This window comes from Rhodococcus sp. APC 3903, assembly GCF_030407755.1.
GTDB lineage: Bacteria > Actinomycetota > Actinomycetes > Mycobacteriales > Mycobacteriaceae > Rhodococcus_F > Rhodococcus_F erythropolis.
In genome coordinates, this window is record NZ_JASDCV010000032.1 from 1 (window position 1) to 13908 (window position 13908).

Genomic DNA, 13908 nt, shown 5'->3' on the forward strand with positions numbered 1-13908 from the left:
GAATCCGTCGCCTACGTCCTGGCCGGACTGCTCGGACTCGACACCACCGACTACAGCATCGGCTACATCGCCGGATGGGGAAACGGAGACCTCGAGGTCACCACCGACACCGCCCGCGCAGTCCTGACGACCGTTCACACCCTCGCCGAGGCACTCGAACCCGACGCCGACGAAACCGAGGACGCCGCCGCCGAGGACACCGCAGCCGCATAGACGGCAGCACCCACAAACGCAGTGCGACACCGGGCGGTAGGAGCCCGCCCGGTGTCGCACCCGAAAGTCTACGAAAGGGCAACGACATGAGCACAACGACCGACGAGCTGCGCACCGACACGATGTACAGCAACACCATCGACACCGCGTATCCCGCGATCACACCCTCAGGAATGGCAGCCGCCGAGATCCTCGAGACACTGACCGGCAAGATCACCTGCTGTTCCAGCCCGCAAAGTCCTCGCCGAGCGGGCCTCCCGCGATCGAATAGCTCGTGTCGTATACCGCACGCCACTCGTAGAGTTGCTGGTCGGCGGCGATAGTTGCGATGCCGCGCTCGTCCGGCACGAGATAGCCGACCAACTGCGTGTCCCCAGGTCGATCAGCGCGGGCAACCACCGCAGCCTGGCGTACGGCTGGGTGAGTGCTGAGTACCGCCTCAATCTCGCCCGGCTCGACTCTGTATCCGCGTATCTTGACTTGATCGTCAACACGCCCCGCAAACTCCAGCTGCCCGTCCGAACGCCACCGGGCTAGATCTCCGGTGCGGTACATACGCTCACCTGGAAGCGCAAACGGGCAAGCAATGAACCTGTGCGCAGTGAGGCCAGGCCGACGCAGATAGCCACGGGCCAGGCCTGCGCCGGCGAGGTACAGCTCGCCCGTGACGCCAATCGGTGCGGGCCGCAGGGTAGCGTCGAGCACATAGCAGCGAGCGTTGGGTAACGGCACCCCGATGGGTGGTTTGTGCGAGCCCGACAACGGCTCACTCATAGTGGCGATGACAGTGAATTCGGTGGGCCCGAAGGCATTTACCATCGTCCGTCCGGGCGACCACTGCTCTACCAGAGAGGCTGGGCAGATCTCGGCAGCAACCACCACCGTGAGTCCACTTGGGAGGCCATCGGCGGGGAGCGCCCCCAACACAGACGGCGGCAGGGTCAGGTGTGTGACACCACTTTCCCGGATCAATCGCGTGAGTGTGGGGCCCGGCACGACCTCGGCGGCAGTAGGTACCACCAGAGCTGCGCCGGACAGTAGCGCCATGCAGCATTCCCAGAACGCGACGTCGAAGCTGGGCGAGGCGAACTGCAACACCCGAGAACCCGGACCGACACCGAATTGGTCGATCTGGGCGTGTACCAGGGAGGCAATACCCGTGTGGGTGACGGTGACTCCTTTGGGGACGCCGGTGGAGCCTGAGGTGTAGATGACATAGGCAGAGGTATCGAGGCGGGTGCGCTTTCGACGGGTCAGAAGATCAGCGTCGAAGTCAGGTTGTGATGTCTCGTCTAGCTCCGATATCGACGTGACCGACATTGTTGCAACCGAGATGTCGAGTGCCTGATGCGTGTCGTCGGAGTTCACGAGCAGCAATGCCGGATGTGCATCGCGGATCATGAATTCGATCCGTTCTTGTGGATAGTCTGGGTCCACTGGCAGATATGCTGCACCCGCCTCCATTACCGCTACAACAGCGATGATCAGATCCACCGACCGTGGCAGCATCAGTGCCACGACCGATTCTGGTCCGATGCCATGACTACGGAGGATGCCAGCAAGCCGACATGCACGGGCGTGAAGTTCGGCGTAGTCGAGCGTCTGCGCACTGCTGATGATGGCGGGTGCGTTTGGCGTGGCACGGACACGGGCGGCGAACATCTCGGCGAACCCCACTTCGTCGACTGACACGTTCGTGTCGTTCCACGTGTGCAGCACGGCTTGACGTTCGTCTCGCTCCAGCACTTCGATTTCACTGATCCGGCACCCGGGGTCGGTCGCAATGGCCGCTAGCACCCGCTCGAGCCGACGTCCGAGAGTTGCTACGGTGGCCTGGTCGAACAGGTCGGCCGAGTATTCGACAGAGCCGTCAAGCCCGTTCGGGCTTCCATCCACATCGAAGGTTTCCCCGATGCTGAACGCAAGGTCGAACTTCGCGGTACCTGTGTAGAGTTGCTCCCCAGTAACGACCAATCCCGGTAACTCCAGCCGAGGCAGTGCGTTGTTCTGGAATGCCAACAGCACCTGGAACAGCGGATGCCGATCAACTGCTCGATCGGGCCGCAGGATCTCCACCAATCGCTCGAACGGAAGGTCCTGATTGGAGTAGGCCGCTAACGCGGTATTCCTGGACTGGGCGATCAGATCGCGTATCGACGGATCGCCGCCTGTTTTGACGCGGAGCACTACTGTGTTGACGAAAAATCCGACGAGATCGTGCAGGTCTTCTTCGGTTCGTCCCGCGATCGGCGTTCCGATGGGAATATCGGTCCCAGCGCCGAGCATTGTCAATAGCGTTGACACCGCGGTGTGCACGATCATGAACAGCGTAGCGTCGTTCGCCCCCGCAACGCTTAGCAGACTGCGGTGCAGATCGGCGTTGACTCGGAACGGCACGTTGCCGCCGCGGCCTGTAGTGATGGTAGGACGAGGACGGTCAGTAGGTAGGCGCAGTTCGTCTGGCAGATCGACCAAGGCGCGGCGCCAATATGCAATCTGCTCTCCTACCAGACTGTCCGGGTTGTCTTCCCCTTTGAGCAACTCCTGCTGCCACAATGTGTAGTCGGTGTACTGAACTGGTAGATCGGGGATCATCGGCGGTTGTCCTGTGCAGCGTGACACATACGCGGCCGCCAGGTCTCGGGCCAGCGGACCCATTGACCATCCATCGCCCGCGATGTGATGGATGACTAGGGCAAGTGCATGGTCATGTTCGGACAGTCCGAACAGTGCGGCGCGAATTGGGACTTCGGTGGACAGATCGAAGACGTGACTCGCGATTTCAGCGACGCGATCTTCGAGTTCGGAGTCGGTGATATCAACGATCGTCACTTCGAAGTCGATGTCGGCCGTCGAGAGGATCCGCTGGTACGGAACGTCGTCCTGTTCCGCGAATACGGTGCGTAGAGGTTCGTGCCGGTCGATGAGATAACGGACTGCGCCGGTCAATGCCACGCGGTCGAGGTCGCCGTGAATTCGCAGCACGACGGGCATATTGTAGACCGCGTTGGGCCCCTCAAGTCTATTGAGAAACCACATTCGCCGCTGTGCATGAGACAGAGGAATCATTGCAGCTCCCCACGGTTAGGCGAAATAGATTCACCGGCAAGTTGTGATGTTCGAATTTCGGTAGGAAGCGAGCTGAGCGGACTCTTACCTTCCGATCGGACACATGTCGATCGTCGCGGCGAGCGATTATCGGGCATGACGACACATCGACCACTACCGAGCGAAACCTTCATCTAACTTCCCAACCGATCATCGCGTGGCCGATCTCGCCCGAGGTTCGGGTGGGCCAATTGATCTCACTGTTGGACATGGTCGAATGCGCGGGGACGCCGCGCAAGATTCGGGACGACACTGGACAGAACGAGACGCGTAGTTCCCCGCCGATCGCAGCAAGCAGCGATTAGCGTAGGGGTGCAGCGAATAATTCAAAGCTGAGGATGGGGGCATATGGCCGTGGCGTTGGTCGGGTTGGCGTTACCAGCCCTCGGTTTATTGCTGATCGGACTTGCCCTAATCGAAGGTGGCTTGCTCTGGCTCGGGCGACGCGGTCTCGTGCCCTGGTTCCGTGAGCGCTCCGGGCGGTCTTTTTCAGCGACCGCATTCGACGAATACACCGCCGTGTTCGAGGGTTCCAAACGGATCGAACTCGATCACCGGGACGAGGTGCTGATGCTTCGCAACGACGAGACCAGCGGTGCCCCTCCGGCAGCATCGTCGTTCGAGGTGAACGGAATCACTTTTTCCGTCGAGCCCAACCGTAGTGGCGATGACGCGCTTCCGGGCGAGCAGTAACAGAGGAAGTGAGACAGTAGCTCATCGTTTTCGTACTGTTTCGGTTCTGACATCTCTGCGGAAATCAGTTTACTTTCCGCTTTTCGAGGATTTGGTTCCTCACTATGCGCTGAGGGATAAATGCGAACGAGAGGACGATCCAGGTGGACGATAACCTGGACATGAACGATTGCTTCCATGTCAATAATTATCAGAATGTCAGGGCGCAGCGCGTGCAATTTGCCCTCGACTACTGTGCTGGTACCCCGGTTCCAGAAGTTGAGTACACGCCGGAAGAGAACGATCTATGGCGTACCGTTTTCGGCAAGCTGTCTAGCCTGCACGAAGAGTTGGCGTGCGCGCAATACCGCGCGTCGGCCCGACGGATCGCGATGCCTGCCGATCGTGTTCCGCAACTGCACGAAGTCACCGCGCACTTGGCCCAAACGACGGGTTTTCAACTGGTCCCAGTCGCTGGCATCGTGCCTGCCCGGAGCTTCTTCCCTCCGTTTGCTGCCGGCATCTTCCAGACGACGCCGGCGGCACTCCGTTCGGCTTGGCCGAGTGGGGGCGCCCCGGGCGTAGGCCGGACACCACAACCGGTGTCCGCGGCTTGCACGTCGTCGGTCAAAGCACCCGGTACGGCAGCGGCGTCACTGGTGTGATGGTCAGCGGAATCGCATGTGCTGCGACGATCCTTGACCGTCCGCTACTGTCCGAAGTGCATGAGGGCATGGTTCTCGGCAACCCGAATGCATTGCCTACCCGCCAGGCGAACTGGGATCCGCTTGCCATATCACGTGGCCGGGCACGGGCCACTGCTCGCGGTCTTACTCACCGCAGCATCCCTCGGCTGGAACTCTGACATACCTACAAAAACGCAGTGTCGCGGCGGCGAAGAAGGTGCCTCCTAGTACAAACCAAGGGTTCCAGACCATCCAGGTCCAAGAAATCTGCGCCTCGGTGATGCCCTCACCTGCCTGGACAACTCCGGTGATCATCAGCAGCTCCAGGCCGACACCACGTAGAAGCGTGATCGCGGCGGCGAGCGTTCCAGCGGACACAAGCAATCGCGCCCCACGTACTGATCGAGGTAGGACCGACGAGGCTCCGTCGAGCAGCATTGCCACGCCAGCACCCGCCAGCAGCAAGAGTCCGACGCCGCACAGACCGCCGGCCACGAACCAGGACGGGCGATTAGCGGCCAGCTCTGGCCCGGCAGACACGTCTAAACCGACCTGACCGCCGAGTGCCCAGTAGAAGTGTGCGGCGGCGAACATCAGCGCCCAACCAGTTGCTAGACGACCCCACCGCACCCGAAGTAATTTTTCCGCCATGCACTCTCCCCGTTCGCATTCGCATAACGCCCAAGCGGGCGTTATGCGTTTCATAACTCGGATCACGCTACGCGCGCCCAACCGAGAAACACTGTCCTACTCTGTCCAGTCTTGTCCGTCATCTTGCGGGACACCGGCACCAAGCCGGTATATAGAGACAGTCGGTCCGAGAGTTCCTGAAGGAAGGCAGTCATGACACAGATCGCAGAAGCGCAGCCACGAGCGCGGTAGGGATGCAAGCGGAAATCGGGTGGCTCACCCTCGCGCACGAAGTGAACGCCCGCGAAGCCGTCGCCCTGCTCGCCGTCGCGACCCGCCGCGCCTACGACGCCGGACAGATCGCACCCTCACGCGTGAATCGTGTTTACGGCCGAGTCGAGCGCGCCGCCGCACCACACGGAATCCGATTCCGATGGTGAACACCCCGAAGGCAGAGACGATGGTGGATCCGCAGATGTTCACCGGATGCGTTCTCGCGGGAGGCTCGAACATCGTGGCCGAGGACGGAGAAATCTGCTCGCAGTGCCGCCGCATCTTCGGCGACATGATCAGGCCCGTATCCGAGCGAGAGTGCACCGAGACCACCGAACCCGCGCGGCCCGCCGCGACCGGACCGCAGTTGTTGACCCGGCGCAATCAACGGTGCTGGCTGTGCGAGCAGAGCCGCACCTGTACCCGCGTCGGTGGTCAGTGGGAGTGCCGCGACTGCACGCGGCCGGCGCAAAGGTGACGCCTGCCCGGCGGCCGGCCACCTTCGGTGTCCCCCGAAATGAACTCCGCTTCGCTGCGTCCTGATGAAGAGCATCTTTTTGTTCTCCTTCTGGCCTTCCGATTCTCGTCGGCGGTGACCTGCGCGCAACCCCTGGCGGCGGCGCCGGCCGATGGCTCCGAGAAATTTTCGTCACTCGCAAGCTCCCGCCGAAATTTTCTCGGCCCAGGGGTGGCACTCCGGCCCCCTCATGCCGACGCGATTCTCCTTTGCCAGAAGGCGAAAAAAATTGGCGGGGCACCCGGCCCGGTCACTTTCATCAGCGAGGGGAACGACATGCAGCGCATCCGTTTGAACACCGCCACCGAGGTACTTGCCTCCATCCCCACCATGCTCGGATTCATCCCGACCGCATCGGTCATCGTGATCATGCTCAAAGACGAAATCGTCGACGGCCGAACCACCAAGCAGATTGCCCTTGTCGCGCGGACCGACGCCGCCGCAGGCGAGGGCGCCGAATTCGATCCGGCCCCGTACCTCGAAGCTGCTGCACGCGCCGACACCACCGCCACGATTTGCGTTGCCGTCGCCGAAGACGCCGCCGCAGTCATCGCGCTCGATCAGATCGCGATCCTGCGCCAGGGATTCCGGGACGCCGGAATCCACGACATGCTCGCCTTGCACGTCACCGCGCTCGAAGCCGGAGCGTTGTGGACCGACCTCGACACGTACGCGACCGGACTCACCGAAGACCCGAACGCCTCCACGTTGAGCATTCACAACGCCGTCGAACAAGGTCGCACCACCGCAGCCTCACGCGAGGACATCGCCGCCCGCTACGCCGTTACCGTCGAAGCGGACACCGCACCCGCACACGCAGCGCTGCACGCGCAGGGACCGGACTTCGTTCGCCTCGCCGTCACCGAACTCGCGACACTCATCCGCACACGGGGCAACCCGGACGCCGAGCTGGCCGCCCGTGTCGGACTGTGCGCCACTATCAGCCCCACCACACGCGATGCCCTGATGTTCACCGCCAACGGAAACGAGCACGCCGCTGCCCACGCGTTCGCGACAATCGCCCGCCAGGTACGCGGCAACGCCCGCATCCAGATTCTCACCGTCGCGGCGTACTGCTCATACATCAGCGGCGACGGGCCCAGTACCGGCATCGCACTGGAGGCCGCCCAAGCCGCAGTAATCGACGGCAACGGCGAACACGACACCCCACTGCGCAACTTGCTCGACTTCGCACTCGAGCACGCAGTCTCACCCGCCGCAGTCACCACGCAACTCCACGCGATCAGCGCCGAGGCAGCGCGATCCTTCGGCGTCGACGTCGACAATCTCGACAGCTGAAAAACAACAACGGCCCCGACTTCGCGAAGAAGTCGGGGCCGCTCCCGTATGCAGTGGCGGTTGTTCGGGCATCGAGCCCGAACAACCGCTGCGCCAACTCCCCAGCGCGCCACCCATGCAATGCGGCGCACCGAAGATCAATCGAACAAATGATCCGTGGTCCCCGGCGCGGGAAACGCGAAATCGATCCGCTCGCGCGCAACAGACTCGCCAGTCAATCCCTCGACAACGGCCGCGAGATCCGCGTCGGTAATCACATTCACATGCTTCGTTGCCTGATATAGAGAAGCCTCCACCTCAGACCGCTCACGCGGAACGCCGTTCTCAGTCATCTACATGCCTTTCGGTCGTCAAAACAGTGTCGGAGTGTCCGTGCGCAGCAAAGCGGACTCCACCGCGTCCGCATCCCATCCATTCCGCAACGCATCTCGTATCGCACGCGATCGTGCCGCGCGGGCGGCGCGATCCGGGCCGTACCAATGCCAGCTCTGCCCCCGGCCGCCGCCGCGACCTTTCGCGCTCATCCCCGCAAGATTCTGCGATTGCGTGCCCGCAACTACATGCGGACGACCGGCGATGCTCGTCGTCGCCCTGACACAGATCGGGTTGTCGCACACCTCGTGGATCGCGAACTCGGAATCGGTCAACGGCCGACCAAGTTCGAGCATCAACGCGTACCGATGCGGACGCACAACTCGCTGCCGCCCATCGCGCATCAACCAAAATCTTCCGTACCCGTCATCAGAAATACTGCCGGTCCAAAAATGGCAATCTCGCTCGCCAGGTCCGCGCACGATGAACCGGTCGAAACGCTCCCGCTCCGGATCGCCGAGCGCCGGAAGCGTTAGGACGTCCGCCATCAGAACGAACCCCTAACGCTTGTGAGAGTTGCCGACGAGTCGGCCGCGGTTTCCCCCAACCGGGGACAGCGATATCCCTCATGTGGATGCCCGAGATTTCTGTTCCCGCTCCGCTCGATCTCAGGCAACACACAATCGGTCGCTGACACCCAACCGGGGAAAACCGCGAAGGCCGGCATTGATTTGCTGATCGCTTCTACGACGCCAGCGCGGCAGAATCAGTCGACGAGGGCGAAGCAGGCGCAGGTGAAGAATCGTCCTTCGCCGCGGCCTTGCCGGCGGGCGCCTTTTCCGACTTCTGTTTCGGCTTGGCCGACCGCAGCAACTTGTTGACTTCACTCGTCGTCAGGCCGGTCAGCTGCGCGATGCTCGCCACCGTTTCACCGCGGGACTTGAGATCCGCAATCGCAGTTGCACCGGAACGATCTGCGTCCGCAATCTTTGTCTCGGTTTCTTCACGGATGCGCTCGATACGTGCCCGCGCATCGTTGCTGATCTTCTCCCGCGACTCCTGCGCTTTGAAGAACCGGACGAGATCGTCCTCGACCTTCTTCAATCGCTCTTGTTCTTCCGCGAGACGGGCGGCATTCGCTGCGCGTGCCCGATCCCTCGCGCTGACCGTGGATGAATTTGAGGACACCATGCCGCAAACCATACCGCCGGCAGCGGCGATCGGCCATCAATTGTTCCGCCCACCTAACGGTTCCCGGCTCAAAAACTTCGGCCAGCCATCACAACTCAACTGAACCTTTTCACACATCGCCATGTCAAACCATCTATCCATCCAGCTCATCCACATTTTCAAACACTTCGCTTCCCTCAGCACCAGCAGTTCGTTCCTCACCAAATGCACTTCGTTTCACTCAGCCAGACCCACAAATTCAGACACACCTCTTGCTGAATTTCAGACTTTGGGGGTGTCTGCCCTCCACCAGGCCGCCTGCGGCGACTATGGTGGCCTTGTGATGACGCTCCACGTACTGCACGCGGGCGATGGCTACGAGTACCTGACGAAGCAGGTCGCCACCGCTGACCGCGAGCTGGAGCACGGGCAAGAACTCACCGACTACTACACCGCCCACGGCACCCCACCGGGCACCTGGTTCGGCGCAGGGCTGAACGACCTGGCGCGCATGGACGCCGACGTAGTGGTCGATCCCGCGGACCGGATCGGTACTGGGGAGAGCGTCTCCGAACCGCAGATGAAGGCACTGTTCGGCGAGGGAATGCACCCGAACGCCGACGCGATGATCGAGGACTTCATCGCAGCGGGCGCCAAGCCCGAAGCCGCCGTCAAAGCTGCCCGGCTCGGGCGTAAGTTTCCCAAGTTCACCAACGACATCCCGCTCCTGACCGAACATCGCGCCGCTCTCGAACAGTTCGCCGCCGACAACGGACGCCGACCGTCGAAAGCCGATTCAGCGGCGCTCATGGAGAGCGTCGGAACCCGGTTGTTCGAGCAGACGCACGGCCGCGCAGCCGAAGACAATCGCGAGCTGTGGTCATGGATCAGCGCCCAGAAATCCCGCGTCCGTCAACCCGTCGCAGGCTACGACCTGGTGTTCACCCCACCCAAGAGCGTGTCGACGATGTGGGCACTCGCCGACGACGACACTCGCCGCGCAATCGAACGCATCCACCACGAAACCGTCACCGACACCCTCGGCTGGATCGAGCAGGAAGCGTGCTTCACCCGCACCGGCGCCACCAGCCAGGAAGTGCACGACACCACCGGACTCGTCGCCACCCTCTACAACCACTACGACTCCCGCGCCGGGGATCCGAACCTGCACACCCACGCCGTCGTTTCCATCAAGGTCTGCACCGAAAACGACGGAAAATGGCGTGCCCTCGACGGGTCCACCCTGCACCGCTACGGCGTGCCGGCCTCGCAACGCTACAACGCGACCGTGATGGCGAAGCTGCACACCGAACTCGGATTCGACCTCACCGAACGCTCCACCGGACGCGGCCGCCAGGACATCGTAGAGCTGGCCGCAGTTCCGCAAGAGTTGTGCGAAATGTTCTCCTCACGCCGCACCCAGATCGAAGCTCGCCGCGATCAACTCGTCGCGGACTACCGCGCCTCACACGGCCGGATGCCCTCCCCCAAAGCGATGTACGCGCTCTACCAGCAAGCGAACCTCGACACCCGCGCCGGTAAGCAAGAACCGGAAACCCTGCGCGAAATGCAGCACAACTGGGTCACCAGATCCGCCCAGATCCTCGGCACGCCCGAACACGTCGACGGCCTCGCACAACACTGGCGCGACATCCAAGACGCCCACGCCACAGGAACTCTCAGCCAGACCACCATGCGCGGCGCTGACAGCGTCGACGTCGAAGCCGCCCGCGTGCTCGACCGGCTCGAGAACGTCCGCGCAAGCTGGGCAATCACCCACATTCACAGCGCCGTCGAAGCAAACTTCGCGGCCGTCACCTTCCCCGACGACAGCGCCCGCCGAGAGGCAATCGACGCCGTCACCGCCCACGTTCTGACCGAGTCCGTGCACATGCCGGCCGCCGATCTTCCGGCCGCACCCGAGGTACTGCGACGCCGCAACGGCGAGTTCATCCTGGAACGACACGGCGCCGCACTGCACACCTCCGAAGGTGTCATCGCCGCCGAGCAATCCATGCTCGCCGCCACCGGAACACCGACCGCCTACATAGCGACGCAAGCCGGACTCGACAAGGTCGTCGAGAAAATCGCCCGCACGAGCGATCACCCACTCAACGCCGGACAGCGCGAGCTTGCCGAGCATTTCGTCGGCGCCGGAACACTCCTCGCCGTCGGTATCGGCCCGGCCGGCACCGGCAAGACGACGTCGATGAAAGCGGTCACCGACACCTGGACCGCCGCCGGATACGAAGTCATCGCGCTCGCACCATCCGCCGTCGCGGCCGAAACCCTGGGCGAAGAAATCGGCACCACCGCCCACACCCTCGCGACCCTGACGTACCCGTGGCGCGGCCTCGAGAACTACGAACCGCGCAGACTCCCCGAGCACATCGAGATCCCCACCGGGGCGATGCTGCTCGTCGACGAAGCATCCCTGGCATCGACCAAAGACCTCGCCGCCATCACCGAAATCGCCGCAGCCAAGGGCGCCGTGGTCCGTCTACTCGGCGACCCGAACCAGCTCGACGCCGTCGAAACCGGCGGAGCGCTGCGACTGCTCGCCGAAGAAACCAACGCACCCGAACTCACCGTCGTCGTGCGCTTCGGCAAAGACACCGAACAAGCCGAGAACTCCCTCGCTCTGCGCCACGGCGAAGAGAGCAGCCTGGAGCTGTTCTACGCCCGCGGATGGGTCCACGACGGCACCGCCGCCGAAATGAAAGACGCCGCGGCAACCGCCTACCTCGCCGACATCGACGCCGGGAAAACCTCGATCGTCATGCTCTCCACCCGCGACGACGTCCGCGAAGTGAACCTCGCGATCCAAGCGCACTACCGCGCCGCCGGAACCGCCAAAGTCGAACACACCGTGACCCTGTCCGACGAACTCGACGCCGGAGTCGGTGACATCGTCCTGACCCGCAAGAACAACCGACGTCTTCGCACCAAGGGCGGCAAACGTCGCAACATGTTCGTCCGCAACGGCGACCTGTGGACCGTCACCGCCGTCAACGAGAACGGCTCACTGAACCTGCGCAGTAAAACCCACGAGGGCACGATCACCCTGCCCGCCCGGTACGTGAAGCGGAACACCGAACTCGGCTACGCCGCCACCGTGCACCGCAGCCAAGGCATCACCGTCGACACCTCCCACACCACCATCGGACACAGCACCAACCGGCCCGGCCTCTACGTCGCCACGACCCGCGGCCGCACCGAAAACCACCTGTACGTACCCGTCGAACCCGGCGTCACCCAAGACACCGAAGGGATGCACCTCTCCGAGATCCAGACTCCGAACTCCCGCGAAGTCCTCACCCACATCCTCGCCAATGACAACGGCCACAAAGCCGCCATCACCGAGATCCGCGACGCACTCGAACACGCCCGCAGCCCCGAACGACTCCGCGAGGCGTACCACGCCGCACACAGCCGACTACGAGATCGCTGGCTCGACGAAGTCCTCGACCGGGCGCTGCCCGCAGCACTACTCGCGACGATCGCCGCCGAAAACCCCGGCAGCCTCGCCGCGCTCCGCACCACTCTCGGACAGGCACACGACCGAGGAGACAGCGCCCGCCGCATCCTCAACGACGCACTCGCAACAGGCGAACTCCACACCGCCCGCGATGTCGCCCGAGTCCTGAACTCCCGCATCATCGAAGCCACCCAAGTCGCAGCAGAAGCAGCAGCCGAGCATGCAGACACCACGCTCCCCCCACTGCCCCCACGCACCACCAATACCGACAAAGAACTCGACGACTACGCCCGCATCCTCGCCGACCGCTACGCCGCCGCCCGCCCCGAACACGAGCGCATCGACGGCATCGGCGCGACCATCCGCCGCTACGACGAGACCCGGGCGCAACTCGACACCACCCGCATCCACCGCCCCGTGCGGGAAGCTTTCGAACCAGCCATGGCAGATCGAATCCTCGCCGAAGCCAGCGCGCAGCGACTCGGCCGCCACCTACGGAAAGCAGCACTCGCCGGCATCGCACCCGAGGCAGTTCTCTCCTGGCACGCGCAGCAACTCGCAGCACGCGGCGAAGACGTCACCGCAGCGAACCTCATCAAAGACATGGCACCAGCCATCACCAGCGCGGCCGAGAAGGCGAACACCCGCTGGGCAGCCGAACACGACGAGATCCTGCGCGAACACTTCCCCGCCGCGATCGCCGCCGCCGAACGCGCCGAAGACCCGAGGTGGAACGCAGCAGTAGGCCGCATCCGCGAACTCGTCACCCACGCAGGCTTCGACATCGACGACCTGTGCAGCACGATCGAAGCCGTCGCGCACTCCACCGCCCACGTCACCGGTATCACCGACGCACTCGACGCCATCGCGCCGCAGGCATCAGCGCCTGTCGACCCAGCTGCACCGCACTGGGTGGCCTCCCCCGACCTCGACGCCCACCTCGTCGACCCCACACTCGCCGAGCAGCTCGACGCCACCTACACCGACATCGCCGAAGAACACACCGCGAACACCCGCCGCATCAGCACCGATGAGCAGCGCAGCAACGACCCCGAACTGCGCTTCACCGAGCACCTCGAAGCCCGGCCCGAAGACCCAGAGATGGCAGCGAAGTGGGATCGCACCGCCGCCGAAATCCAGGCATACCGCGAGCGCTACGACATCACCGACACCACCTCAGTCGCCGGCGACCGCCCCGAGAACAAGGCGGACATCGCACCGTTCAACTGCGTCCACCGTGACATCGACGCCTTGCACGACCGCATGGACGAGCACCGCGAAGAGCAACACCGCGTCGAGCATGAACAAGCGACGATCGAGCACCACCACACCATCGCCCAACACGTCGAACAAGAGAACCAGCGCCGAGGGCCAAGGATCTAGACCCGCCCGAAGGGTCGGCAGGTCCCGCTCGAAGCACTTACCTGCGTTTGTAGGGCAAAACGGACCTTCGGGACCAAAGTCATTTTAGTGACACTAACTACATACCGACCTGTCTGGACTTAAAGTCACAGCGTTCGCTCAGTCAATTCACAGGAACCGGAGCACGC

The 13908-nt window shown here is 63.1% G+C and carries 11 protein-coding genes and 1 pseudogene; 7 read left to right on the forward strand and 5 right to left on the reverse strand.

The window, feature by feature from the left end; all coding sequences use genetic code 11:
• Nucleotides 1–213, forward strand: a pseudogene (locus QMA15_RS29125) (hypothetical protein); the annotation flags it as partial.
• Nucleotides 214–426: 213 nt separating this feature from the next.
• On the opposite strand, the gene QMA15_RS29130 reads toward QMA15_RS29125, so the two are convergent.
• A complete protein-coding gene (locus QMA15_RS29130) occupies nt 427–3282 on the reverse strand; it encodes an amino acid adenylation domain-containing protein (RefSeq protein ID WP_290287814.1) in 2856 nt (951 codons plus the stop codon).
• A 387-nt stretch (nt 3283–3669) separates the two neighbouring features.
• On the opposite strand from QMA15_RS29130, the gene QMA15_RS29135 reads away from it, so the two are divergent.
• Together QMA15_RS29135 and QMA15_RS29140 are read left to right on the forward strand one after the other, a co-directional pair.
• Nucleotides 3670–4014 carry a DUF6191 domain-containing protein gene (locus QMA15_RS29135; RefSeq protein WP_290287816.1) on the forward strand — a complete coding sequence of 115 codons (345 nt, stop codon included), beginning with the start codon at nt 3670–3672 and terminating at the stop codon, nt 4012–4014.
• Nucleotides 4015–4151: 137 nt separating this feature from the next.
• Nucleotides 4152–4658 (forward strand): hypothetical protein, encoded by a 507-nt coding sequence (locus QMA15_RS29140; protein WP_290287907.1) that lies wholly within the window; start codon nt 4152–4154, stop codon nt 4656–4658.
• 165 nt (nt 4659–4823) lie between these two features.
• On the opposite strand, the gene QMA15_RS29145 is transcribed toward QMA15_RS29140, so the two are convergent.
• On the reverse strand, nt 4824–5330 hold the full coding sequence (locus QMA15_RS29145) for a DUF3995 domain-containing protein (RefSeq protein WP_290287818.1): 507 nt from the start codon (nt 5328–5330) through the stop codon (nt 4824–4826).
• 233 nt (nt 5331–5563) lie between these two features.
• Here QMA15_RS29145 and QMA15_RS29150 point away from each other — a divergent pair, with 233 nt between their 5' ends.
• From QMA15_RS29150 to QMA15_RS29160, 3 genes are all read left to right on the forward strand, one after another.
• On the forward strand, nt 5564–5749 hold the full coding sequence (locus tag QMA15_RS29150) for a hypothetical protein (RefSeq protein WP_290287819.1): 186 nt from the start codon (nt 5564–5566) through the stop codon (nt 5747–5749).
• Nucleotides 5743–6060 carry a hypothetical protein gene (locus QMA15_RS29155; RefSeq protein WP_290287821.1) on the forward strand — a complete coding sequence of 106 codons (318 nt, stop codon included), beginning with the start codon at nt 5743–5745 and terminating at the stop codon, nt 6058–6060. The genes QMA15_RS29150 and QMA15_RS29155 overlap by 7 nt, the downstream gene beginning before the upstream one ends.
• Nucleotides 6061–6375: 315 nt before the next feature.
• Nucleotides 6376–7398 carry a DUF4192 family protein gene (locus tag QMA15_RS29160; protein WP_290287823.1) on the forward strand — a complete coding sequence of 341 codons (1023 nt, stop codon included), beginning with the start codon at nt 6376–6378 and terminating at the stop codon, nt 7396–7398.
• Between the two features lie 137 nt (nt 7399–7535).
• Here QMA15_RS29160 and QMA15_RS29165 read toward each other — a convergent pair whose 3' ends face one another.
• The 3 genes from QMA15_RS29165 to QMA15_RS29175 form a co-directional block, all read right to left on the reverse strand.
• The gene (locus QMA15_RS29165) at nt 7536–7730 is read right to left on the reverse strand and encodes a hypothetical protein (protein ID WP_290287825.1); all 195 of its coding nucleotides are present in this window, start codon (nt 7728–7730) and stop codon (nt 7536–7538) included.
• Nucleotides 7731–7748: 18 nt separating this feature from the next.
• Nucleotides 7749–8258: a hypothetical protein gene (locus tag QMA15_RS29170; RefSeq protein WP_290287827.1), complete on the reverse strand. Its 510-nt coding sequence runs from the start codon at nt 8256–8258 to the stop codon at nt 7749–7751.
• 196 nt (nt 8259–8454) lie between these two features.
• Nucleotides 8455–8901: a hypothetical protein gene (locus QMA15_RS29175; RefSeq protein ID WP_290287829.1), complete on the reverse strand. Its 447-nt coding sequence runs from the start codon at nt 8899–8901 to the stop codon at nt 8455–8457.
• A gap of 274 nt (nt 8902–9175) precedes the next feature.
• On the opposite strand from QMA15_RS29175, the gene mobF reads away from it, so the two are divergent.
• A complete protein-coding gene (gene mobF, locus QMA15_RS29180; RefSeq protein ID WP_290287831.1) occupies nt 9176–13741 on the forward strand; it encodes a MobF family relaxase in 4566 nt (1521 codons plus the stop codon).
• Nucleotides 13742–13908 lie beyond the last annotated feature (167 nt).